Here is a 24,595-nt window from a genome sequence, read left to right as displayed (position 1 = left end):
TTGCACAAGATGAAGGATCGGACTCGGCCCATTCTTGATGAATACGATCATTATCGCTCTGATCTTGCTGACTTCAGCTATTCCGGTGATTCAGTTCGGACTCCCAAGCAGCCAGTTCATGGCTTTTGGGACAGCTCCTTTTTGTTGTGTATGAGCTCTTCTGACCGGGCGGCAGAGGGAATATAATTCATCAGTCCTTGCTGCTGCATACTGCGATATAATTCAGGTCCTTGCCTGTTGTATTGAAGAAGGTATACATCTTCTTGAACTGGGCACGGTTTTCTTTTTTGAGTGCATTCTTGAAAATACGCAGTGTACCGGGGACGCCTTCATCACGAATCATGCCTTTAACACTCATAAGCGACATGGTGCCTGTAGAATGTTCGATCTTCTTGAATCCGGTGGAGTTGAAGAGTCCTTCCCATTCTGCCACAGGCAGCGGCTCTACATTAATATGAATTGTCCGGCGCAGCTCCGCCAGTTCCCCGGCCATGTTATTCTTAGCAAAAGTGATATCATGCGTAAGCAGAACTCCGCCGGGTTTCAGCACACGGAAATATTCAGCTACAGCCTTCTGCTTTGCCGCCTGATTCAGCATGGTCAGCATCGCTTCGTTAATGACGACGTCGAAGCTGTTATCCTCAAAAGGCAGCTTCATCGCATTGGCCTGTCTGACCTGAATGTACCCCTCCAGATTGGCGTCTCTAATATTCTTCTCAGCCTTCTCAAGTGCTCTAGGGTCCATATCAATCCCGGTAATCTGGCACTTATACTCCCGCGCAAGCTGAATAGAGGTGGTACACATGTTGCAGGCCACTTCCAGCACCCGGCTGTCTTTAGTCAGCTTCGCATGCCGGATCAACCAGTTCGTAGCAGCGACACCGCCGGGACGCAGCCGCTTTTTGCCCAGTTTGGCCAGGAAATTATGCCCGACTTCCTTTTTCAACGTGTCTCAGCTCCTTCTTCTCCGGTTTGACCACAATCAGGAGCATTTGGAAGGCTTCGGTAGCATACAGCGCATGGGGAATATTAGCCGGCAAAATGATCGTTTCCCCTGCCAGCACAGTGTATGGCTTGTCTGCAATGGTGATTTGAGCCTCGCCCAACAGAATATTCACCATGGCATCGCCCGGGGAGGAATGGCCGCCAATCGACGAGCCTTTATCCAGGGAGATCAGTGTCATGGCGAGACTGGAGCGCTGGACCAGAGTAAGGCTGGATACCTGCTGCTCCTCCACTGTAATGATCTTCCGTAAATCCATAACTTCAGCTTGCGGCAATCTTTTAATATAGTGTTCTTGCTCCATACGATCTACCTCCAGGTTATATACTGATTTGCAGAAATTTGCAGCTGCTCTGCGCAGCGAATTCATGCCAGATACCGGCTTGGACGATTACCGCTGCCCCGGCGGTTAATTGACAGGGCTGCTGTGCTATGAGCATGTGGAGCTCTCCCTCCAGTACGTGAATGAGCTTGGATCTGGGCGAGGTCTCCGAGCTGATGGTCTCATCCTTATCCATACCATACAGTACCCATTCAGGTGCTTCAGCGGCTTTTACCGAACCTTCTGCGAAATTCAGTGTTCTGCTTGATATCTGATAGGGCCGGATGCTAATCATGTCATTGAAATAAAATACTGTGCCTGCAGTCATTCCACTCATGCCGTCCTCCTGTATATGTTGAATGATTCTTAACATTTGCTATAATGAGATAAGGTGAGAATCGTTCTCATTTATTGAATTGTAGCAGAGTTTGTACAATGACTCTGTTGCCATGGCAACAGGAGGCGGATAAATGTGCAGCAATATATGAACAAAATCCAAAGTACGGTCTTATTTAAAGGATTTATGATCAGCGAAGTGCAGCAGGCACTGGGTTGTCTTCAGGGTACAATCAAGGATTTCGCCAAGAAGGATGTCATCTTCAAGCAGGAGGAATATCTGGATTCGGCGGGTATTATTCTCCAGGGAAATGTATTGCTGTGCAAAGAGAATAGTGCGGGCATGCGGTTCATATTCTCGGAGCTTGAGAGCGGGGAGATTATCGGGGAGACCGCACTTCGTCTGGAGCAGGAGCCCAGCGGCTACGAAGCGGTTGCAGGCTCGGCGTGCCGGGTGCTGTTCTTCAAGATTAACAAAATTGTACGTCCGGGCCAGGCGACCTGCCATTTGAGAAGCCGGATTATTGAGAATATGCTGACCTTGCTGCTGGAGAATAACCGGTCGATGTATCAGAAGCTCGATCTGGTCTCACACAAGTCACTGCGGGAACGGATTATCCACTACTTGAGCCTGCAGGCCCAAAAAAATGATTCGCCCGTCTTTGAAATTCCATTCAGCCGGAATGATCTGGCGGATTACCTGACTGTGGACCGGAGTGCCTTATCCAGAGAGTTGCAGCGGATGGCACAGGATGGACTGATCCGGTTTACACGGAACCAGTTTGAATTGCTGAAGGCAGATTATGAGAAGGAGTGGTAAAGTAAGCAGTGGTGAAAGAATCAGTGGTAAAAGCATGCGGACTCCTGTAAGTACAGATTGACAATCTGTACTTTTGAATATATTGTAGATACATTAAGTCTTTGATTGAAGGTGTTTACTGCCTGTCCAATTAACGGAACAATCTGTCAGAAGTTAAAGTGGAGGGCGTAGTCCGCTTTTATTAAGGACTTAGTATATCTTTAATATATTTTATAACAAGAGAGACAGGTGGAGACGGAATGAAAGGCAGACCCGGATTAATCGTATCTTCGCTGGTCATCGCGAATTTCCTCGGGCAGCTGATGCAGACGATGCTGAATACGGCATTGCCCAGAATGATGCTGGATTTGGGGATTAATGAAGGCAGGGCCCAGTGGCTGATTACAGTATACTATCTGACTGCAGGCATAACAGTACCTGTTGCCGGATTTTTAATCGGAAGATTCACGACAAGAGGTTTATTCTTCACCTCGGCAAGTGCCTTTGCAGCAGGCACACTGATCGCGGGAATATCCCCGGACTTTATCCTTATTCTGGGCGGGCGTATTATTCAGGGCTTGGGCGCAGGACTGCTGATGCCTCTGTTCCAGACAACGATTCTTAGGGTGTTCCCGAAGGGTAAGATAGGCTCGGCTATGGGGTTAATCGGATTGGTAATGGGCCTTGCTCCGGCGCTGGGTCCGACCCTGTCAGGATTAGTCGTTCAGGAACACTCCTGGCGGATTCTCTTCTATGCATTGCTGCCTGTAGTGATAGCCAATCTGCTGCTCGCTGCGTTCAGTCTGCAGAATGTGGGGGAGAGGCACCGGGAGAAGCTGGATTACATATCTATTCTATTATCAACAACCGGATTCGCCGGTCTGTTATACGGTGTTAATCTGGCAGGAGACCAAAGTGCCCCGCGGGTATGGGCAGGGGCCGTTATCCTAAGCGGGATATTGTTCATAATTCTATTTATCAGGCGTCAGCTGAAGCTTACCGTTCCATTGCTGGATTTCAGGCTGTTCAAGAGCAGGAGCTTTAGCCTCGCCTCAATCATTGGAGTGCTGATGTTCATTGTAATGGTGGGTGCTGAGCTGCTGATTCCGTTATATGTGCAGAATGTCCGGGGGCTGACGCCAAGGGAGTCCGGTCTGATGCTGCTGCCGGGTGCGCTGCTGCTGGGGTGTACCAGTGTAATCTCCGGAAAAATATATGACCGCTATGGAGTGAAGATAGTGCTTCGCGGCGGGTTTACCCTCATTGCCGGGGTAGCTTTGCTAATCTCGCTTATGTTATCTATGGATATATCCATACTTTTACTCGCTGTGCTCTATGTATTTCTAATGGTGGGAATCGGGTTTATTATGACCCCTGTTACCGCCTATGCGATGGCAAGTGTATCTCCCAGAATGATTGCACATGCCTCTCCAATGACGATATCGATCCGCTCGTTAGCCAGCTCTATGGGAGGGGTTCTGCTGATAGCCATAATGACGATTACGATGAATTACAGTTCTTTCACATTCCCGGTGAATATGATGCACGGATTCCATGCCGCTTTTTGGAGCCTAACCGTAGTAGCCATAGCCGGATTAGGTTTATCGTTTAATATGAAGGGGCGGACTCATTCGTAAAGAATAGTTAAGGGAATATTCACTTTACGCAGATCGTCCATGGTTTTAACGACAATAATCCATGTTCAAAAAGGGGAGATGAATCTATTATATTAGTAATGGTGATAATGATTATCATTATTAATAAATGATGGAGAGTGGTAGCAGGCTATGATTAAGAGAATAACAGGTTTGGTACTTGCTGGTGTTATGGCGCTGGGTATCGTTTCTGCCGCAGGTGTAAATGTCGCACCTGTGGGCGTTGCGGAAGCCGCACAGGCGACGCAAAAGATTACCTATAAAGGCAAGGTATACACCGTTCCGGCCAAAACCAATAATATTGTCATTACCGGTGCAGTAGAGGCGCTGGAAGACGCACTGGTACTCAATTTCAAACCCAAGGGAGCACTGACTGTCGGCGGTGAGTTCCCTTCAATCTTTTCCAAAATAACAAGCGGCGTAACAGCGATCGGGGAAAAGGCAGAACCTGACCTGGAAGCGATCCTGAAGCTCAAACCGGATATTATCCTCAGCAGCACGAAGTTCCCGGCGGAGACCAATGAGAAGCTGGCGAAGATCGCGACTACGATTCCAGTATCGCATATCGCGACCGATTGGATGGACAACCTCAAGCTGCTCGCAGCACTTACGGGCAAACAGAAGGAAGCGACCACTGCGATTCTGAAATACCAGAAGGAATTGAAGGAAGCCAAAGTGAAGCTTGCACCGAAGCTCAAGGACAAGAAGGTCATTGCTCTGCGCATCCGCTCAGGCAGCCTGTTCCTCTATCCGCAGGACGTATTCTTTAACCGCTCCCTGTATGCCGACCTGGGTGCAACCGTGCCGAAGGAAGTGCAGCAGGTCAAAGCCCAGCAGAATATTTCCCTTGAATCCTTTGCGGCAATCAATCCGGATTACATCTTTGTACAGTTCTCGGCGGATGAGAACAAAGACAATCCTAAGGCACTGGAAGAACTGCAGAAGAACGCCATCTGGAAGAGTCTGAAAGCTGTGAAGGGCGGCAATGTATTTGTCAATCTTGTTGATCCGCTTGCACAAGGCGGGACTGCATTCAGCAAGTTCTCCTTCCTTGAAGCCCTGATGAAGACCAAACTGTACACAGGGAAGTAAGATTAATTCCAGCCAGTATAAGCAAATGGAAGAGAACAGGAGAGAGCCCAGGCCGGCTCTCTTTTTGCTGCACCAAGAGCGGGCGCAATTTATTGCTGAATTATATATAGCACCTTATATTATGTTATAATGAATTTCTTATTGTAAATTACAAAGAATAGAGGTCGCTAGAGGATGAAAGTTAAAGTTAACCGCAATGCTGCAAAGGTTCTGAAGGATATGCTGAACACTCCTGAAGCGGAAGGCAAGAAGATCCGCGTCATTATTACTCAGGATCACGGCAATCACGGGCACTATGATGTTGCTCTTGATACACCGACTGAGCATGATGAAGTGGTTGCCACGGATAAAGGTATCGAGATTGTGCTGGATACACGTCAACCGCTGCTGGATGGTGTCTGGATTCAGTATTTCTATGTTCCCCAAGAAGGCTTCTTCATTACGAATCCCTCTACAGGATTTCTTGAGAAATAAGCAGCTGAACCTGATATAGGACCATATGGTTTGAGACGGTATTGTCTTAACAGCCTTAAGGGCTGCTAAAGATAATGCCGTCTCTTTGGGTTGTTTAATTAAACAGAGCGGCAAAATTCATCATTTATTGTACTTCCGCCCAAAAAGTCGTTGCAAAAGTATGTATAATCGTTGACTGCCTACATTAGACGGGCTTGGATTTTTTATTATACTGTAATTGTAAGCGATTACACATACGCTGGGGGGAAATTCAATTGAATAAGAAAAAAAGATTAACACTAATGTCCAGTATACTGATGATCTCTCTGCTTGCTGCATGCGGCAATAACAACGGTAATGCCGGAGGAAGCACGGCGGAGCCGCAGGCTTCGGCAGCCGCGACAGAAGCTGCAGGGACGAATGCCAGCCCAGCCGGAGATTCCGGCACAGTGGATACGTCCCAGCCCGTAACACTGAAGATGATTTTTGTAGGACCTAAGCCGGTCGACTATGACCTGGTATTTGGCGAGATCAACAAGAAGCTGAAGGAGAAAGTTAACGCTACGCTGGAAGCCGAGTTCCTGGACTGGTCGGATTGGGCGCAGAAATATCCGCTCAAGCTGGCGGCGAATGAGAATTTTGACCTCATCTACTCTGCCAACTGGGCAGGCTATAATGATCAGGCCCTCAAAGGCGGGTTTCTTGAGCTGACCGACGAATTGCTGCAGAAGTACGCGCCGATGACCTGGGAAGCGATGCCGGAGGTGGGCTGGGGTCAGGCGAAGGTGAACGGCAAGCTCTATATGGTGCCTCAGAACCGCGGGGAAACGATTGAGAAGCTGATTCTGTACCGGGAGGACCTGCGCAAGAAATATAATCTGCCGGAGATCAACAGCCCGGAGGCGTATGCTACTTATCTCAAGACGGTCTCCGAGAAGGAGCAGGGTGTCACTCCGTTCGTACCGGAGACAGGGGACTGGAAGCTGCACAATCTGGACCGGGTCCTGCTGAAGCAGCAGAATGAATGGAACATGTTCGACTTCGATCTGCCGATTGGCTTCAAGCTGACAGATCCGGCCGGTAAGGTATTCAATGTATATGAAACTCCGGAATTCAAAGAGCTTGTCTACTATTATAAAGATCTTGCGGATCACAACGCCTGGTCGAAGAGCGCACTCAACAGCAAGCTGGATCACCAGCAGGAGTTCCGTGCAGGCAAGACAGCATCGATCACACACAATCTTGGCACACTTGGGGCTTTAATGACGGATATGCGCGAGAAAAATTCACCGTATGAGCTGGCTCTGGCTGATATTACACCGGACAAGAAGAAGTCTGTGGCTGTCTCCACCCAGAACGGGGTCTCCATTCACGCTACGACCAAGAACCCTGAACGTTCACTGATGGTGATTGATCTGCTGCAGAATGACAAGGAACTGCATGATCTGATGATGAACGGCATTACGGCTGTGCATTATAATCCGGTTGGCGACGATAAATATACGAATGCTGAGAAAAATGCTAACTATACCGGATTCTCCAACTGGGGCTTTAACTCCCCATTGAACCGGGACAACGCCTCCTTCCCTGACGAAGGCAATGCGCTGACCGACAAATGGGAAGCTGAGGTTTACCACTATCCGCTGGAGACCTTTGTCTTCGATAACAGCAAAGTGAAGACCGAGGTAGCTAATGTCGGTAATGTGATGCTGCAATATGGCATTCCGCTGGAATACGGTTCAGTGAAGGATGTGGACGGCGGACTGGCCAAGCTTCAGGCACAGGTGAAGGAAGCTGGAATTGATACCATCATTGCAGAAGTTCAGCGGCAGATTGATGAATTCCTGGCTAATTCCGGGCAGTAAAAGGCTGGAACCATAAGAAGGAGGCCCGCGCGGATACATGCGGGCCTCTTTATGTTCAGTTTATTCTTATACCTTGCGGGCCGGAGGAATGCTTTGCGGATTGTTGAATACATTTCCGGGGTCATATTTGGCTTTGACTCTCCGTAACCGGGGATAGTTCGCTCCATAATAGACCGGGCCGGAATGTTTGATCCCCTGGTCCGGAACATTAATATAGCTTCCCACGATGAACGGCTGCAGCTTCCGGCGTGTATTCCGCACTATGGCAATATTTTTGGCAGCATCCGATTTCTTGACCCATGAACTGTTCCACTCTACATAGAATTTCGCTTTACGCCAGTAGAAGGCGGTAGATCTGGGTGATTTACGGCTTACAGCCCCGCCCCAGTTGAGGAAATAGAACCCTGCGAACTCACCCTCCACGTTCTCAAGGAACTCACGCATAGACTTAAACGCTTTGTCCGGGAAAGGTTTTCTTCCGAAACCGCTGGAGAACTGGTTGCTGAATCTTTGGGTCTCCACCGGATCGGGAGCCAGCAGGAAACTCACTACTTTGGGATAAGGTAATGAGCGGATCAATTGATTCGTGGGCGTCCCTACGTCCGTAATGGGCTTTAAGAGGCGGACCGCCTCCGCTTTTGATCCGAGGAACAGGCCCAGCATGCTGACATTCCCGCCCTTTTTGGGACCAATGGATAGCTCGCTGCCCAGTCTGGTGTTAACGGAAGGAGCCCAGCGCTGCCAGGCTTTGAGTACCTTCTCGAACTGGTTCCAGGGCCAGGTGATGCGGAATACGGTCGCCGTGGCCGGCGCGGGACGCACTTTGAACTTATAACGGGTGCAGACTCCAAAATTACCTCCGCCACCCCCGCGGGAAGCCCAGAGGAGATCGGCGTTGCTGTTCTTATTGGCGATAATAATTCTGCCTTTGGCATCCACCATTTCAAGCTCAATCAGATTATCACTGACCAGACCTACGGTCCGCTGAAGCGGCCCAATTCCCCCGCCTAGTGTAATGCCCCCGATTCCGACAGTTGGGCTATCCCCAAAAGGGGCCATGTATCCCTGGCGCGCAAGCGTATGGGCGATTCTTCCCACCGTATTTCCGGTCCCCACAACTGCAGTTCCCGATTTTTTATTGAGCTTGATGCTCTTCAGTTCACTTACATCGATGACAATGCCTCCGTTGACCTGGGACAGATTGACCTCCAGCGAGTGCCGGCCGCTTCTTGGCCGGATAGGGATGTTATTCTCGTTGGCCCAGCGGATGGCGTTGGCTACATCCTGCGTTTTCTGTGCAAAGACAAATACCTTCGGGAATCTGTCCGTATGCGGATCCCAATTTTTGCGTGCCGTTTCATAGCCCGGATCACCTTTATAGATAACCCGCCCGGTAAGTCTCGTTCCTGATTTCACTGATTCCAGCTCCTTTTGAGCTAACAATTTAACTGCATGTATGCAGTCAGGTCCCAATATAGTATGTAGGGCGTTAGTCTATGGAGTGGGCTTACGCGGAGAGTTTGCGTCAGTACTACCCTTCTTTCTTCAATAGAAGATACAGGAAATAAGGAGCGCCGATAAATGCAACCATGATCCCGGCAGCGATACCGTCAGGCTGGGTCAGGTTACGGCCAATCGTATCCGCCAGCAGCAGCAGCCAGCCGCCGATTAATATGGATACCGGCACGAATTGCTGATGCCGTGCTCCTACCAGGGCTCTGGCAATATGCGGAGCCATCAGGCCGACAAAGGCGATGCCGCCGGTCATCGAAACAGCCGATGCCGCCAGTGCAACCGCCGCCAGCATAAGGAGGACCCGGTCTCTGGAGACCGCCACACCTGCCCCGATAGCAGTAGGCTCGTTCAAAGCAAGCAAATTCAGTGTTCTGGATTTGTACAGCACATAAGGGACCAGAATGATCAGCCAAGGCAGCAGGGCGAGAACGAAAGGCCAGTCTGTACCCCACACATTACCGGCCAGCCATTTGGAGATGAAGTCCACCTTGGTCCGGTCCACTGAAGAGATGAGTACGATCATCACGCCGGAGAGCGCCATGGAGAACCCGACTCCGGTGATGACCAGCCTGATCGGCTGAACGCCATCGGTGCGGGTGTAGGAGAAGGCATAGATGAGTACAGCGGTTACCAGGGCTCCGGCGAATGCCGCAAGCGGAATCATATATATGAAGGACCCGGCGTCAATGGATGCAAAGATGAAAAAGACGGTAACCCCGACCCCGGCCCCGGCATTAATGCCTATAATTCCCGGATCAGCCAGCTCATTGCGCGTAATGCCCTGCAGAATAGCACCGGATAAAGCAAGCGCCATACCTGCGAGCAGCGTAATCAGTATCCGGGGGAGGCGGATGGAGAACAGTACAAAATTATCCTCGAAAGAACCGTGCCCGAGGATTGTCGGAATCAGTCTCCCGTATGACACCGGGGAAGAACCGATCCCTATTCCGATAACGATGGTAGCCAGGATAAGAAGCATAAGCAGCGATACGACAAGCGGTTGATTACGATACAGCCGGGCTGGTTTCATGAGAAGGATCGCACTCCTTTACGGACAATGAACAGGAAGAACGGCAGGCCCAGCACAGCCACGATCGCGGCGACAGGCGTTTCGAACGGGACGTCAATCATCCGTCCGAGTGTGTCGGCGAACACCATAAAGGTGGCGCCGGAAATGGCGGACAGCGGCAGAATTGCGCGGTAATCTGTCCCGGCAAACACCCGCACGAGATGGGGGATCATTAGGCCGACAAAAGCGATGTTGCCGACAAGCGCAACAGCAGCGCCTGCGAGCAGTGTGATTAATATGTACAAAGCAATCTTAACCTGAGTCGTCTTGAGCCCAAGACTCACAGCCGTTCCCTCATTCAGACTAAGGATTGTCAGCTGACGGGACAAAAGGATAGAAACGATAAGGCAAATGATAATAACCGGGGCAATTGCTGTAATCTGGCCCCAGGTAGTGCCGATCAGCCCGCCGGATGTCCACATCGATACATTTTTAGAAATTTTGAATTGAAGACTGATTCCTTCGGCTACTGCCGTCAGCAGGGCTGATACGGCAGAACCGGCCAGCACCATCCGCAGAGGCGACATATTCTGCCTCCGGAGTGCAGCGATGCCGAACACCAGCATCACGCCACAGGCTGCGCCGATGAAACAGGCGATCATGATTCCGTAGTATCCGATGGAGGGGATGAAGGCAAAGGATACCGCAAGTGCAGCATTGGCACCTGCCGTCAGACCAAGCAGTCCCGGGTCGGCAAGCGGATTTCGGGTTAGACCCTGCATGATTGCCCCGGCAACAGCGAGGGCGGCACCTACCAGAATACCGCCGACTTCGCGGGGGAGCCGCAGTTCACGGATGATAGAGATATCACCACCCGTAGCCTTCGGGTTGCTGATGGCGCTCCAAATATCCGCCAGTGAAACATTTTTGGCACCGAGCCTGACCGCCAGGGCAAATACAATCACAAATAAAATCATGCTGACGAGCAGCTTAAGCACAAAAGTAGAGTTTATCGGCTTTTGCGGAGACTGTTTCTCCATTTCGACCATCCGTTCCTTATCAATTTGCGAAAAAAAAGAACGCGATTTGCGCTCCTTTTTTTCGGTTTCAACCTGGCTGGATTCCTAAATAATAATTAATTTCCCAGCAATGATTTGGAAATGAAATCAAGCTGATAGTCAAGCGACAGAGCATCATTGAAATAGAAAGATGTAGCATCTATTTCGTAGACATGATTATTTTTGACGGCCGGGATATCCTTGTAAGTGGAAGTCTCCTGGAAGGAAGCATCCCCGGCAGGGTCTTTGCTGTAGATCACGTAATCTCCCATATAATCCGGCAGGATTTCCAGTGATAAATTGAAGTATCCTTCTTTGGCTGTCATTTCCTTCACTTTATCCGGCATTTTCAGACCCATAGCCTGATAGATGATTTCTGTACCGCGTCCCCAGGCGCTGCCGAAGGTGTACAGATTTTTGGAATCTCCTTCAATAACGGAGATCGTGCTATCAGCACCGATTTTGGCTTTGATTTCTTCACCGGCCGCCAAGGCACGTGCCTTGAAATCAGCAATCCAGTCAGCGGCTTTCTGCTCCTGGTTAACCGCTTTGCCGATCTCCAGGATCTGGGTCAGATAATCCACTTTGTTGTATGTATAGGTAACCACCGGTGCGATTTGTTTCATTTTGTCCAGGTTTTTGGTATCTGACGAAGCAATGATTAAGTCTGGCTTGAGATTCAGAATACTCTCCACATTCTCCTCGGAGACTTCCGCGACGTCCTTCAACTGATCCTGGAAATTTGGATTTGCTTTGATGTAGGAATCTACTCCTGCTAGGGGGACATCCAGAGCGAGCAGGTTACCTGCGTACCCGGCAAGAACTACAACACGCTGGGGATTGGCGGGAACTTCGATAGGTCCGGTTTCGGACTCATATGTAATGGTATCTGTGCTGCTGTTATCAGCACTTGCAGTTGCGCTGGCTTCGGGTGCCGGTGTAGCTGTGGCAGCAGCCGTGTTGTTGCTTGCACTGTTGCTTGCATTATTGCCGCAGGCACTTAGTACCAGGAGGGTAAGGATGAGTAGAGGTAACAACAATTTCTTCATTTCTGATAATCTCCCTTTCAATGATAAATTTATGAAATTGATAATCATTATCAATGATGTAACTGTTAAAACTTTAATTGTTTATTGACCGTTTGTCAATCCTTAACTTGATTTCGTAACCATGCTGCCACTTGTTCGTATAAGGATAAAAAGCAGGCTCCCCATTTGTTCAAAGACCCCCATACAGCATGATAAACCAATATGAAGCTAAGGTTGTGCATCCTATGAATGAAATTGTCAGAGAACATCCCCATACAGGTTATCAGCTGGCAGAGCAGAAGGCAGCCCGCTACTTAAGCTCACTCCATGATCAGCTGAAGAGCCAATCTTATGTGACGGCGTTGACGGCGGATATCCATGAGTGGAAAAAGAAGCATATCCGGCGGTTCTCCGTGTTGTCCTTGTGGTCACCGGGTAAGAAAAAGCCGGACACCCAAGATTATTACCGCTACATCCAATGGCTGAATTACACGAAGAAGCTGGATGATTATCTGGACCGGAGCGTCTCGTACATTTATATGAGGGATCTAGGTAAGGCACCGGATTCTCCAGATACACAGAAACGGATCAGGAGAACCATAGCTGATCTGAACCAGCATCTGCTGAAGTCAGCCCGCTCAGGCAGCGGAGAAGTGCCGGATTTCATGAATCTGGACGGGGTATACCGCTGGGCCCAGAAGGAAGGGATAGAAGCTGCAGTGATCTGGGTTTTTGCCAAATTAAGATCTGTAGCAGCCCATATACCGGAGGGAATGAACGCGGAGCATGCCCAGCGCAAGCTAATCAAGATTATCGTTGGCGTTATACTGCATGTTATAGAAGAGATGGACGGTGATACTGCGCCTGTGGAACGGTCCCGGAGATTGGATGAAGCGATCAGGCTTGGCTATTCCTATGGACTGACGTATCCTTTCGTTGACGATCTGCTGGATTCTCGGATACTGACGGTTCAAGAGAAAGAGCAATACTCTGAGCTGATTCGTTCAGCGCTGCTCACAGGAGTTGTGCCGGTACTTGGGGATTGGTCCGGAGAGAACATGGAACTGATCAAGTATATTCATTCGGAGCTTTCTGAGGCATTCGAGTATATTAAGCAGCAACAGCGGCCGGAGACGCAGCATATCTTTTTCGGCCAGTCCTATGTTTTTTTTCAGGCTCAGGATAAGGACCGTGTCAAGGTACTCACCAGGGGAGATTACACTAACGATGATTTGTACATCCCCGTTATCTTGAAGTCATCGTCATCCCGGCTCATTGCGCGTTCGGTGATTAGTGCGCCTGCGGATGAGGGATTTGAAGAGCGGACCTTCTTTTTTGGCCTCTACAATCAGCTTGCCGATGATTTCGCGGATATGACCGAGGATATGAGTGACGGAGCCGTAACACCGTATACCTATTATTTGAAATATCATAAGCAAAGGCCTGATCTGATTAATCCTTTTGAATTATACTGGGCGGTGATCTCCAATCTGATCCACAGTGTATATCATTCCGATGCCAAGGCCCGCGAGGTTATACTTGACCGGGCAATTAACGGGCTGAAACGTTATAAAGAACGTGCCGGGACGGATAAGTATAATGAGACGATGAGGATTTTTGCAGCACGCAACCCGGAGTTTAACAGGCTCATTCAGATCATGGTTGACAAGGCGGATGATGTGGACTTTTTTGATAAGCTGCTGCGGGACCGGATGATTGAGCACTTGAAGAAGGATGCCGGGGAGCAGAAGGAGTTCTTCGCTACGTTTAAAAGTGTCCGCAGTCTGATCAATGACGAACTGCTCTTTACCAAACCTCAGGAACTTCCGGCCATGAAGGAGCAGCTGATCGATGCGGCCAATTACAGTCTGGAGGGTGACGGCAAGCGGGTGCGTCCGATTCTAACCTGGGTGATGGGTGTGAAAGAATACGGCTTGGAGCCAGCAGCCATAATTCCGCTTCTCCGCTCGCTTGAATACATGCATACCGCCTCCCTGATCTTCGATGATCTGCCTTCCCAGGATAATGCCTCTACCCGCAGAGGGCGCACGACCCTGCATGAGATTCACAGCAGTGCAGTAGCAGAGTTAACCGGTCTGTATCTGATCCAGAAGGCGATTGGGGAGCAAGCCTCGCTTGACCGCTTTAAGGCGGAAACTGTGCTTGCCTTGATCCGTTATTCGGCCCGGAAGGCAGAGGATATGTGTATGGGCCAGGCGATGGATTTGGATGAAAAAGGCAGAACATTGACGCTGGAGCAGCTGAATAATGTGTGCTTTTACAAAACAGGAGTGGCCTTTGAGGCGTGCCTGGTCATGCCGGCCATGCTGGCTGAGGTTAGCGATGCGGAGATCAGTGCGCTCATAAAAATCGCTTACCATATGGGCATTGCTTTTCAGATTAAGGATGATTTGCTTGATGTGGAAGGGGATATGCATGTACTTGGTAAGCCTGTCGGCAACGATGCTGTTAACAATAATTCGAATTTTGTCTCGATTCTTGGTCAAGAAGGGGCCAGTAAAGAGATGTGGGATCACTATTGCAAGGCCAATGAGGCTCTGCGCGGGATCCCGCGTAATATCACCTTCCTGAAGCATTTAATGAATTATGTGGTGAACAGGGAGCGGTAAGCCCGGACTAATCGATCATCCGTCTGACCTCATCTGCGATCAGCCGGGGCTCGCTGTACATGATCATATGACCGGATTGCCGGGCTTCGACCAGGCGGCCGTCTGCCAATCCTGCTGCCGTCTGCTTGTGCGCTGCATGAAGCGCAGGCCGGAAATTCCGTTCCATCCGCGTGATTAGTGTTCCTGAGAGCACGGATACCTCAATACCCTCCAGCTTCAGCGGATGCGCCAGAAGTGCCCGTAAATCCTCCAGGAAGGTTGCTCCCTCAGCAACCATGGTATGAGCTGCCCGCATAGTGAAATCCTCCTGCCGCTGTTCCTTGTAGACATCCGCTGGCAGCACCTTGCCCGGTTTACTTCCCATCAGCTTGTATAAGCCGGTTCCCACAAGCAGCGGAAGGAGAGTATTCATCTTGGCGAAATGCTTCACGGAAGCTTCCTCGAAATACAGCCCGCAATGCTCGTCTGTCGGATCGACCAGAACGAGTCCCCGGATGATGTCAGGGTTCCGGGAAGCTGCTGTGCGGACAACGGGGCCGCCCCAGCTGTGTCCGACGAGAATGAAGGGGCCCGCTCCCAAGTGACTCAATAAGCACATGAGATCATCAGCCATTCTGCTGAGGGTCCTTGGGGCGCGGTCCACGTCGCTCTTTCCGCTGCCCGCCCTGTCGTAGACGACGGCCCGCGCGTATCTGGCGACTACCGGCTGCACCAGCCCCCAGGCAGAGCGGGGGACATGCCCATGCCCGATTCGAATACCACAGTTACCGGACCGGCTCCGTTCTCCATGTAATGGAGCTGACGCCCGTCCGGTGTTTGTATGTAATGGCTGTCTCCATACGTATGAGAGATCACAGCTGGCATCTTCATTTTCCACCCCATCCATTAAGAATGATTATCAATTGGACTCATTGTAAGTGAAGAACGAGGAAAGGACAAGTCCGGGAAAATTCAATTTATATACTCTTAAATGTTTACATTTCGTGTAATGTATATATACTTATAATTTAAAGGATTCATATCTCCGGGATAACCGGCAAGGGAGGACTATATTAAACATGACTTCAAACATCAGAGTTGGGATTGTCGGTTACGGGAATTTGGGCAAAGGGGTACAGCAGGCGATTGAACAAAATCCGGATATGGAGCTTGCAGCTATTTTTACCCGCAGAGACCCGCAGCAGCTGGCGGAGATCACAGGAACAGTCACAGAGCATATATCCGCAGCCGAGCAATACATAGGCAAAATTGACGTAATGATTCTGTGCGGCGGATCAGCAACAGACCTGCCGGAGCAGACTCCGCAGCTGGCCAGATTGTTTAATACAGTGGACAGCTTTGACACCCATGCCAAAATTCCTGACTTCTTCACTGAAGTGGATAAGGCAGCCCAAGGCGGCGGGACAGTCAGTGTGATCTCAACGGGCTGGGACCCGGGAATGTTCTCCATGAACCGTCTGCTGATGCAGTCCATCCTGCCGGAAGGTGAGGATTATACCTTCTGGGGCACAGGGGTCAGCCAAGGGCATTCGGATGCGATCCGCCGCGTTCCCGGTGTGAAGGCAGGCGTGCAATATACCGTTCCTGTCCAGGAGGTCATTGACAGCATCCGGGGCGGAGAGACCCCGCAGCTGACTACCCGCGAGAAGCACCGCCGGGAATGTTTCGTGGTGGCGGAAGAAGGGGCAGACCGTGAAGCAATCACCCGGAGCATTGTGGAGATGCCGAATTATTTCGCCGATTATGATACAACCGTCAACTTTATTTCAGAAGATGAGCTTGCTGCGAAGCATTCCGGCATGCCGCATGGCGGCTTCGTTATCCGTAGCGGTATAACCGGCGGCGGAAGCAAGCAGATTGCCGAATTCGGGCTGAAGCTGGACAGTAATCCTGAATTTACGGCCAGTGTACTGGTAGCCTATGCCCGCGCAGCTGTCCGCCTGAAGCATGAAGGCCATAAGGGTGCCAAGACGGTATTCGATATTCCGCTCGGCCATCTGTCCCCTAAATCGGCAGAGACGCTGCGGCGCGAGCTGCTGTAGGCTGGCGAAGAGTTCGCAACGGGCATGCTGGTGCGAGCAGCGGGCTGCTGTGATGCCGATGATCTGGTCAGGGCTCGCCCGGGTGCTTAAAGAGCACAGCAATTAGAACTACGGTCCGATCGCTGAGCGTTCTCCGGCATGCTTAAGTATCGCATACTCAAAAAACGAGGGGTGTCACAAGCAGTCATTTCATGGCTATTGAGACACCCCTTCTGCAGGTTCTGATGGAATCAAAAAAAATCAGAGGTAGAAATACCTCTGATTCATAGAGAGGAAGTAACCGGACAAATGCGGTAACTAAATAAGCTGAACATAATAGCCTTGTTTAAATCCTGCACGAAATACAACATTTCCCTCATGGTATCGGGTCTATTCAAGAATTGTTGTATAAAAAGCAGCATTTCCCACGTAATCAAGCGGCAAAAGGGAGAATTGTTGTATTTCGTACAACAATCCTTACAAATTCCCCAGTATCAGTGAATCTATGTTGCACTACGTACAACAATATGTACAACGATAGATTCAGGCCCAGCTCTACAGATAAGCTTTATACATATAACAACATATAGCAACAGCATCTTTTCGGGCAGTCCAAGCTACTCGCTCGTATTAACCAAGGCTGTTCCGCCTCCCATTGATCTGCTGCTTATTTAGTTACACAATCCCTTGTGCCAGCATGGTGTCGGCAACCTTCAGGAAACCGGCGATGTTAGCGCCAGCCACCAGGTTACCGGCCACCCCGTATTCCTCTGCCGCCTGCACCGTTCTGCGGTAGATATTCTTCATAATCTCCTGCAGCTTGGCATCGACCTCTTCGAAGCTCCAGGCCAGCCGCATGCTGTTCTGGCTCATTTCCAGGCCCGAGACCGCTACTCCTCCTGCATTAGCCGCCTTGGCCGGAGCGAACAACACATCATTCTCAAGGAACAATTCTACCGCTTCAATCGTCGTCGGCATATTTGCCCCTTCACCGATGGCCTGAACCCCGTTCAGAATCAGCGTCCGGGCGGATGCCAGATCAATCTCATTTTGGGTGGCACAAGGCAGTGCGATATCGCATGGCAGACTCCAGATTCCGCTGCAGCCGTCAATGTACTGTGCGTGCGGATGCTCCTTCACGTATTCGCTGATACGCAGGCGTTCGGTTTCCTTCAGTCTTTTGACAGTAGCCAGGTTGATGCCTTGCGGATCATGAATGTATCCGTTCGAATCACTACACGCGATAACAAGAGCTCCCAGCTGCTGGGCCTTCTCAATAGCATAGATAGAAACGTTTCCTGAACCCGAGATGACTACCCGGCTGCCCTCGAAGCTGGTTCCCCGCGTGGACGACAGCATTTCCTGCACGAAGTATACACAGCCGTAGCCGGTAGCCTCCTTGCGTGCCAGACTGCCGCCGTACAGCAGCCCTTTTCCGGTGAGAACCCCGGCTGCATGTCCTCCGTGGATCCGTTTATATTGTCCGAACATATAGCCGATCTCGCGTGCGCCCACACCGATATCCCCTGCGGGAACATCCGTATCCTGGCCGATGTGGCGGTACAGTTCCGTCATGAAGCTTTGGGTGAAGCGCATAACTTCCTGATCCGACTTATCCTTGGGATCGAAATCACTGCCGCCTTTGCCGCCGCCCATGGGCAGGCCGGTCAGGGCATTTTTGAAAATCTGCTCGAAGCCCAGGAACTTGATAATGCCAAGATAAACGGATGGGTGGAAGCGGAGTCCGCCTTTGTAAGGGCCGATGGCGCTGCTGTATTGAACGCGGAAACCGCGGTTGACCCGGACCTTGCCGGCATCATCGACCCAGGGCACGCGGAAGGATATGCTGCGCTCGGGTTCAACCAGCCGTTCGAGAATCCCATGCTTCATATATTGCGGATGACGGGCCAGGACAGGCACGAGACAATCCAGGAACTCCTTGACCGTCTGATGAAATTCGGGCTCCTGCGGGTCGCGCTGCTGGACCTCCGCGTAGATCTGATGAACATATTGTACAGCCTGGTTAGTAATTTCTGAAGTAACGGAATGAACGGTGGACACTTTAGCTAGCACTCCCTGTCTGATAGTGGATTCGGGCAGCCCCGGATTTATTTTTAATTTAAAAGAATTCTATAAAACCTTACATCAATTTGCCAATCAATTATTTTTGGTGTGGTCATTAAGAAATTCTATGAACCTTACATGCGATGCCAGATATAGCTTGGGAAAGGACTGATTTAGGCTTCAATATAATGGTAATTATGTTTCAATGTTGTCATATCCTTGTCCGTAAACTTTACAAACAGTATCGGAATAGATATAATTTAAGTATAATTTTTAGGGTTTGAAACAACAGAAAGGGGCCTAACGCCAGTAGGCTCCTTTTGTATTTCTTGCCCATGTTACAGGAGGGCGAAGGTCATTCACAAGGAAAAAATTATGGTATGCGTTCATTATGGTCCGCACGGGGAGCGTTTAATCCGGCGTGGAGTCGAGCTGTCTGAGATGCTGGGGGCACCGCTCTATGTGCTCAATGTGGATAGCTCGGATAGTGATGAATACAATCAGAGCAAAGAAATGTTCATGGCGGTCTGGAAGCGTCTGGCCGAGGAGGCCGGAGCAGAGTTTATGGTCCGCAAACGCCGGGGCCGCAAGACAACGGATGTAATCGTTGAAGCGGCAGAAGAGAAGGATGTCACGCAGATCATTATCGGTCAATCCGCGCAGACGCTGTGGCAGGAGCTGACCAAGCGCAATTTTGTCAATGAGCTGATCAGTAAAATGAAGATGATGGATCTGCATGTTGTGGCAGTGCAGCGGATGCGCGCCGGTCTTGAAGAGACGCATGAAGAAGGTGTAATCTCCTATCTGGTGAAGAATGAGGGCGTTTATCAGCTCAGCGATGAGCCGGAAGGTCAGGATTTCATCAAAGGGAAATTTTTTCACGAATTGCACACGGAATTTGAGAATGGCTTGTTCAGAATTGAGCAAGATGGTAAAGCGAGATATTTGCATATCTGCGAGGGGACATTAAGCGATCCCTTATAACCGTTTTTACTTCCAGAAGTAAGTAACATTGTTCACAACTTAATTTGTAGAGTGGAAAAGGAGGCTTGCCTTTGCTGCATATAACCGTACTTGTTCCGTTTCTGCTGGCCCTAATGATAGCGCTTCTACGCGGGCGGATGGCCAGGCTCCACCGAGGTTGGCTTGTACTTGCCGGACCGCTGGCGTTGTTCATTTATTTCTTGACCCGGATTCCTGTCATTAAGGGAGGGGATTCCGGATATGAGACTGTATCCTGGATTCCGTCCCTTGGCATTAATCTGGTATTTCATCTGGATGGATTAAGTTTGCTGTTTGCATTGTTAATTACGGGAATGGGGATGCTTGTCGTCTTCTACTCGATTTATTATCTGGACAAACGCAAGGAAGAACTGACTCCGTTTTATGTGTATCTCCTGATCTTTATGGGCGCAATGCTCGGGGTGGTGCTGTCTGATAACCTGATGGTCCTGTACGGCTTCTGGGAATTGACAAGTGTATCCTCCTTCCTCCTGATTGCTTATTGGCACCGCAGACAGAAGTCACGCTACGGCGCCTTGAAGTCGATGCTGATCACGGTCTTCGGCGGCCTGGCGATGTTCGCAGGTTTCCTGATGCTGTTCGGCATGACCGGGACCTTCAGCATCCGCGAAATCTGGAGCCAGGCCGGGGACATCAGCGGACAGCCGCTGTTCATACCGTCGATGATTCTGATTCTGCTGGGGGCTTTCACCAAATCGGCCCAGTTTCCGTTCCATATCTGGCTGCCGGATGCGATGGAAGCACCGACCCCGGTCAGCGCTTATCTGCACTCGGCTACGATGGTCAAAGCAGGACTGTATCTGGTCGCGCGTTTCAGCCCGGTGTTTGCGGGGCAACATGAGTGGTTTTGGATTGTGTCGGGCGTCGGCCTGATCACCTTGATCTATGGATCGATCCAGGCGATGAAGCAGACGGACCTGAAGGCTCTGTTAGCCTATTCTACAATCAGCCAGCTGGGGCTGATTATGGGATTACTGGGAATGGGATCGGCGGCTTCATTCTATACGGGTGAAGAGGCTGTGTTCTTTACCGCCGCAACAACGGCTGCCCTCTTTCATTTAATTAATCATGCCATATTCAAAGGTTCGCTGTTTATGGTGGTCGGGATTGTCGACCATGAGACGAATACACGTGATCTGCGCAAGCTGGGAGGACTGGTGTCACTGATGCCGGTGACCTTCACGGTAGCGCTGATCGGCAGCTTCTCCATGGCAGGCCTCCCGCCGTTTGCCGGATTTCTGAGCAAGGAAATGTTCTTCACGGCTGTACTGAATATCAGACAGCTGGATATCCTCAGCCCGCAATCTTTCTTCACGATCTTTCCGGTGCTGGCCTGGATTGCAAGCATATTTACCTTTGCATACAGCATGATTATGGTTTTCCATACCTTCTTCGGTAAATACCAGCCCGAGAAGCTGGATAAGAAGCCGCATGAAGCACCGTTTGGGCTGCTGCTTCCTCCGATTCTCCTGGCACTGCTGGCCGTTATCACCGGACTGTTCCCGAACATCCTGTCCAAGACACTGATTGTGCCGGGAATGAATGCTATTCATCCGCAGCTTGCGGCAAGCTCGCCTTTTTATGTGAACATCTATTTCTGGCATGGCTTCACAGCTGAAGTGTGGATGACTCTGGGTGTGATCCTGCTGGGAATTGTCGTATACCGTGTGTATGGCCGGTTAAGTCTGGTCGATAAGGAATGGCGCAGCGGGTACACACTGAACCAGGTCTACGACGGCAGTATCCGGCTGGTGGAGCGGGTGTCCCGTTCGGTGACAGGGCTCTATATGACAGGCTCCATGCGCCATTATCTGATGTATATTTTCACCCTGATTATTGTTGTAGTTGGCGGTTCATTGCTGTACGCAGACGGAATTACGTTTGGCCAAGGGCAGTATGCTCCGGTCACCTTCTTTGAAGTCGTGGCCGTGCTGGTCATGCTGACAGGTGCGCTTGCGATTCCGTTCGCCAAGTCCAGGATTGCGGCAATTCTGTTAACGGGAATGGTAGGGTATATGGTGACATTGCTCTTCATCCTGTTCCGTGCACCCGATCTGGCGCTTACGCAGATGATCGTCGAAGTGGTGTCGGTGACGCTGTTCCTGCTCTGCTTCCGGCATTTGCCCAGACTGAAGCGGGAGAAGGTCAAATTCCGGGTGAAGATCCCGAAGCTGATCATCGCCGTAGGATTCGGGGCAACGATGACACTTGTCGCACTGGCGGCGCTTGGAAGCAGTCCGTTCGAGTCCATCTCAAGCTACTACGTGGAGAACAGCTATACCCTCGGCGGCGGCAAAAATATAGTCAACGTGCTGCTGGTGGATTTCCGCGGCTTTGATACCATGTTTGAGATTACGGTGCTTGGTCTGGCCTCGCTGGCTATCTATTCAATGATTAAGCTGCAGCTTGAACCGGGCAGTAAGCCTGATCTGGTCAGAGATGTGCCGGACGATAACAAGCCGCGTTATGCGCGCAGTAATGATGTGCTGCTGCAGTCTGTGGCCAAAGTGGCCTTCGTGATTATCATTACCTTCTCGCTGTATTTGTTCTTTGCCGGACACAACCATCCGGGCGGCGGATTTATCGGCGCATTGATGGCTGCAGCCGGGCTCGTGCTGCTCTCGATTGCGTTCGGTACAGAGTTTGTAGAGAAGGTGCTGCCTGTCGATTACCGTAAGTTAATTGCGGCCGGAATTTCTATAGCTTTTCTCACAGGGATAGGTTCCTTTGTATTCGATGTTCCGTTCCTGACCCAGACCTTCGGCTATTTCGAGCTGCCGGTGATGGGCAAGACCGAGCTTACTACAGCAACACTGTTCGATCTGGGCGTATACCTGTCAGTGATCGGTGTTACCATGAATATCATCTTTACGATCGGGAGGGATAACTGATGGAGATCCTTATTGCCCTGGCGATCGGCGTCTTGTTTACCGTAGGTGTATATCTGGTCTTATCCAAAAGCCTGCTCCGCATCCTTCTGGGGACAACACTGCTGACTCACGGTGTTCATCTGCTGCTGCTGACCATGGCAGGACTTAAGACTGGTGCTTCACCGCTGCTTGGCGAGAAAGCGGACAGTTATGTCGATCCGCTGCCGCAGGCGCTTATCCTTACTTCGATTGTAATCAGCTTTGGGGTATCCGCGTTCTTCATCGTGCTGGCTTACCGGGCATACCGCTCGGCAGGCATGGATGATGTGGAAGGAAGCAAGGGGGAGAGACCATGAACAATCTGCTGGTACTGCCTTTGCTGATTCCGGCTTTTACAGCGGTAATCCTCATTTTTCTGAAAGAAAGAATTAACCTGCAGCGTATAATCAGTGCAATCAGTGTATTTGTCAATATTGCTGTTGCGATAATTATTGTGTATCAGGTGAATACAAACGGGATTCAAACGCTGTACATGGGGGGGTGGCTGCCGCCCTACGGCATCGTCTTCGTTGCTGATATGTTTGCGGCATTGCTGGTATTAACCACGGCGGTTGTAGGCGCGGCCTGCCTGTTCTTTTCCTTCGCAAGCATTGGGGAACAGCGGGAGCGGTTCTACTACTATACCTTCTTCCACTTCCTGCTGACCGGTGTGTTCGGCTCCTTCCTTACGGGAGACCTGTTTAACCTGTTCGTATGCTTCGAGGTATTGCTGGTTGCCTCCTATGCGATGATTGTACTGGGCGGAACCCGGGTTCAGCTGCGGGAGACACTGAAATATATTCTTGTCAATGTGATCTCCTCCAGCTTGTTCGTAGCGGCAATTGCTTATCTGTACGCTGCGACAGGTACGCTTAACATGGCGCATCTGGCGGTCCGTGTAGCGGAGGCGGGGCAGGGCGGTGTCATGAATGTAATTGCTGTACTGCTGCTGCTGGTCTTCTCGCTCAAAGCCGGTCTGCTGCTGTTCTTCTGGCTGCCGGATTCATACAGTGCTCCTCCCCTGGCTGTAAGGGCGCTGTTCGGTGCCTTATTGACCAAAGTTGGTCTGTATGCCATCACACGTACATTCTCCCTGATTTTTGTTCATGATCCGGGGCTGACACATACGCTGATCGGCTGGATGGCCGGAGCAACAATGATTCTTGGAGCTGTCGGCGCGCTGGCTTACAATGATCTGAGCCGGATTTTTAATTACAATATTGTGATTAGCGTAGGCTTTATTGCCTTTGGCATATCGGTGGCAACCCAGGATTCATTAAACGGGGTAGTGTTCTATCTGATGCACGACATGATTGCCAAGGCGCTGCTGTTCTTCCTGGGCGGTATGATTATTGCAGCGTCAGGAACGGAGCAGCTACGGCAAATGGGCGGCCTGATCCGCCGGTATCCATGGACGGGCTGGATGTTTTTCATCCTGACTCTGGCGCTGGTGGGCGTTCCGCCGCTTAGCGGTTTCGCGGGGAAAGTGATGATGGTCCGCAGCGGCTTCGGGGAGCAGCACGTCGCTCTTGCACTTATTGCACTGGCGTCAAGTTTCGTTGTGCTCTATTCGCTAATCAAAGTGTTCCAGGAAGTATTCTGGGGTGGTGAACGAAGCGAGGAAGAAGTCCATCCGCTGCGCTACAAAGCAATGATGGCACCGGCTGCCGTGCTGTTTGTCCTCATCATTCTGATGGGGGTCGGCGCCGAAACGGTGAACGGGCTTGTGGCCCAAGCCGGGGCCGTGCTGGCTGATCCGGCAGAGTACATTAACGCTGTGTACATTAACGCTGTCATGAAGGAGTAGATGAAG

The 24,595-nt window shown here is 50.6% G+C and carries 21 protein-coding genes; 11 read left to right on the top strand and 10 right to left on the bottom strand.

All coding sequences use genetic code 11. The annotated features are described in order from the left end of the window. Nucleotides 1-190 precede the first annotated feature (190 nt). Genes NSQ73_RS17285 through NSQ73_RS17275 form a run of 3 tightly spaced genes read right to left on the bottom strand, consistent with a single transcriptional unit; the run spans nucleotide 191 to nucleotide 1,662 of the window. Nucleotides 191-946, bottom strand: a complete 756-nt coding sequence (locus NSQ73_RS17285; RefSeq protein WP_197074394.1) for a methyltransferase domain-containing protein — start codon at nucleotides 944-946, stop codon at nucleotides 191-193. Beyond that, nucleotides 924-1,307 (bottom strand): cupin domain-containing protein, encoded by a 384-nt coding sequence (locus NSQ73_RS17280; RefSeq protein ID WP_340987423.1) that lies wholly within the window; start codon nucleotides 1,305-1,307, stop codon nucleotides 924-926. The genes NSQ73_RS17285 and NSQ73_RS17280 overlap by 23 nt, the downstream gene beginning before the upstream one ends. A gap of 16 nt (nucleotides 1,308-1,323) precedes the next feature. Next, entirely contained in the window at nucleotides 1,324-1,662 is a 339-nt protein-coding gene (locus NSQ73_RS17275; protein ID WP_340987422.1) for a cupin domain-containing protein, read from the bottom strand. A 135-nt stretch (nucleotides 1,663-1,797) separates the two neighbouring features. Between NSQ73_RS17275 and NSQ73_RS17270 the strand changes: the two genes are divergently transcribed. The 5 genes from NSQ73_RS17270 (at nucleotide 1,798) to NSQ73_RS17250 (ending at nucleotide 7,525) form a co-directional block, all read left to right on the top strand. After that, nucleotides 1,798-2,481, top strand: a complete 684-nt coding sequence (locus NSQ73_RS17270; RefSeq protein ID WP_340987421.1) for a Crp/Fnr family transcriptional regulator — start codon at nucleotides 1,798-1,800, stop codon at nucleotides 2,479-2,481. Between the two features lie 239 nt (nucleotides 2,482-2,720). Beyond that, entirely contained in the window at nucleotides 2,721-4,097 is a 1,377-nt protein-coding gene (locus tag NSQ73_RS17265; RefSeq protein WP_340987420.1) for a DHA2 family efflux MFS transporter permease subunit, read from the top strand. Nucleotides 4,098-4,247: 150 nt separating this feature from the next. Beyond that, the gene (locus tag NSQ73_RS17260; protein ID WP_039303485.1) at nucleotides 4,248-5,207 is read left to right on the top strand and encodes an ABC transporter substrate-binding protein; all 960 of its coding nucleotides are present in this window, start codon (nucleotides 4,248-4,250) and stop codon (nucleotides 5,205-5,207) included. A 174-nt stretch (nucleotides 5,208-5,381) separates the two neighbouring features. Next, nucleotides 5,382-5,681, top strand: a complete 300-nt coding sequence (locus NSQ73_RS17255) for a heme biosynthesis protein HemY (protein ID WP_042136836.1) — start codon at nucleotides 5,382-5,384, stop codon at nucleotides 5,679-5,681. 254 nt (nucleotides 5,682-5,935) lie between these two features. Continuing rightward, nucleotides 5,936-7,525, top strand: a complete 1,590-nt coding sequence (locus tag NSQ73_RS17250) for an ABC transporter substrate-binding protein (protein WP_340987419.1) — start codon at nucleotides 5,936-5,938, stop codon at nucleotides 7,523-7,525. A 66-nt stretch (nucleotides 7,526-7,591) separates the two neighbouring features. Here the strand turns inward: NSQ73_RS17250 and NSQ73_RS17245 are convergent, their stop codons facing one another. From NSQ73_RS17245 to NSQ73_RS17230, 4 genes are all read right to left on the bottom strand, one after another. Next, nucleotides 7,592-8,941, bottom strand: coding sequence for an FAD-binding oxidoreductase (locus NSQ73_RS17245; protein ID WP_340987418.1), 1,350 nt, complete (start codon nucleotides 8,939-8,941; stop codon nucleotides 7,592-7,594). Between the two features lie 115 nt (nucleotides 8,942-9,056). Next, on the bottom strand, nucleotides 9,057-10,070 hold the full coding sequence (locus NSQ73_RS17240) for a FecCD family ABC transporter permease (RefSeq protein ID WP_042136839.1): 1,014 nt from the start codon (nucleotides 10,068-10,070) through the stop codon (nucleotides 9,057-9,059). Next, complete coding sequence (locus NSQ73_RS17235) at nucleotides 10,067-11,089, bottom strand: FecCD family ABC transporter permease (protein WP_340987417.1); 1,023 nt, start codon at nucleotides 11,087-11,089, stop codon at nucleotides 10,067-10,069. The genes NSQ73_RS17240 and NSQ73_RS17235 overlap by 4 nt, the downstream gene beginning before the upstream one ends. Nucleotides 11,090-11,184: 95 nt before the next feature. Beyond that, entirely contained in the window at nucleotides 11,185-12,156 is a 972-nt protein-coding gene (locus NSQ73_RS17230; protein ID WP_042136842.1) for an iron-hydroxamate ABC transporter substrate-binding protein, read from the bottom strand. Nucleotides 12,157-12,371: 215 nt separating this feature from the next. Between NSQ73_RS17230 and NSQ73_RS17225 the strand changes: the two genes are divergently transcribed. Next, nucleotides 12,372-14,765: a polyprenyl synthetase family protein gene (locus tag NSQ73_RS17225; RefSeq protein WP_445669673.1), complete on the top strand. Its 2,394-nt coding sequence runs from the start codon at nucleotides 12,372-12,374 to the stop codon at nucleotides 14,763-14,765. Nucleotides 14,766-14,772: 7 nt separating this feature from the next. Here NSQ73_RS17225 and NSQ73_RS17220 read toward each other — a convergent pair whose 3' ends face one another. Both NSQ73_RS17220 and NSQ73_RS17215 read right to left on the bottom strand, forming a co-directional pair. Continuing rightward, complete coding sequence (locus tag NSQ73_RS17220) at nucleotides 14,773-15,477, bottom strand: alpha/beta fold hydrolase (RefSeq protein ID WP_340987415.1); 705 nt, start codon at nucleotides 15,475-15,477, stop codon at nucleotides 14,773-14,775. Further along, complete coding sequence (locus NSQ73_RS17215; protein WP_340987414.1) at nucleotides 15,465-15,635, bottom strand: hypothetical protein; 171 nt, start codon at nucleotides 15,633-15,635, stop codon at nucleotides 15,465-15,467. The genes NSQ73_RS17220 and NSQ73_RS17215 overlap by 13 nt, the downstream gene beginning before the upstream one ends. A gap of 188 nt (nucleotides 15,636-15,823) precedes the next feature. Here NSQ73_RS17215 and NSQ73_RS17210 point away from each other — a divergent pair, with 188 nt between their 5' ends. After that, entirely contained in the window at nucleotides 15,824-16,807 is a 984-nt protein-coding gene (locus tag NSQ73_RS17210) for a diaminopimelate dehydrogenase (RefSeq protein WP_340987413.1), read from the top strand. A gap of 654 nt (nucleotides 16,808-17,461) precedes the next feature. Here NSQ73_RS17210 and gdhA read toward each other — a convergent pair. Further along, entirely contained in the window at nucleotides 17,462-18,817 is a 1,356-nt protein-coding gene (gdhA, locus tag NSQ73_RS17205) for an NADP-specific glutamate dehydrogenase (RefSeq protein ID WP_445669672.1), read from the bottom strand. A 408-nt stretch (nucleotides 18,818-19,225) separates the two neighbouring features. On the opposite strand from gdhA, the gene NSQ73_RS17200 reads away from it, so the two are divergent. The 4 genes from NSQ73_RS17200 (at nucleotide 19,226) to NSQ73_RS17185 (ending at nucleotide 24,589) form a co-directional block, all read left to right on the top strand. Then, nucleotides 19,226-19,834, top strand: a complete 609-nt coding sequence (locus tag NSQ73_RS17200; RefSeq protein WP_042136847.1) for a universal stress protein — start codon at nucleotides 19,226-19,228, stop codon at nucleotides 19,832-19,834. Nucleotides 19,835-19,899: 65 nt separating this feature from the next. Next, nucleotides 19,900-22,764: a Na+/H+ antiporter subunit A gene (locus tag NSQ73_RS17195; protein WP_340987411.1), complete on the top strand. Its 2,865-nt coding sequence runs from the start codon at nucleotides 19,900-19,902 to the stop codon at nucleotides 22,762-22,764. Then, on the top strand, nucleotides 22,764-23,099 hold the full coding sequence (locus tag NSQ73_RS17190) for a Na(+)/H(+) antiporter subunit C (protein WP_039306114.1): 336 nt from the start codon (nucleotides 22,764-22,766) through the stop codon (nucleotides 23,097-23,099). Before NSQ73_RS17195 ends, NSQ73_RS17190 begins: the two co-directional genes overlap by 1 nt. Beyond that, nucleotides 23,096-24,589, top strand: a complete 1,494-nt coding sequence (locus NSQ73_RS17185; protein ID WP_042236055.1) for a Na+/H+ antiporter subunit D — start codon at nucleotides 23,096-23,098, stop codon at nucleotides 24,587-24,589. Before NSQ73_RS17190 ends, NSQ73_RS17185 begins: the two co-directional genes overlap by 4 nt. Nucleotides 24,590-24,595: the final 6 nt, after the last annotated feature.

This window comes from Paenibacillus sp. FSL R10-2736 (assembly GCF_038000245.1).
GTDB lineage: Bacteria > Bacillota > Bacilli > Paenibacillales > Paenibacillaceae > Paenibacillus_AQ > Paenibacillus_AQ phytohabitans.
The sequence above is the reverse complement of the archived record's forward strand: the minus strand, read 5'-3'. Positions and strand labels throughout refer to the sequence as shown.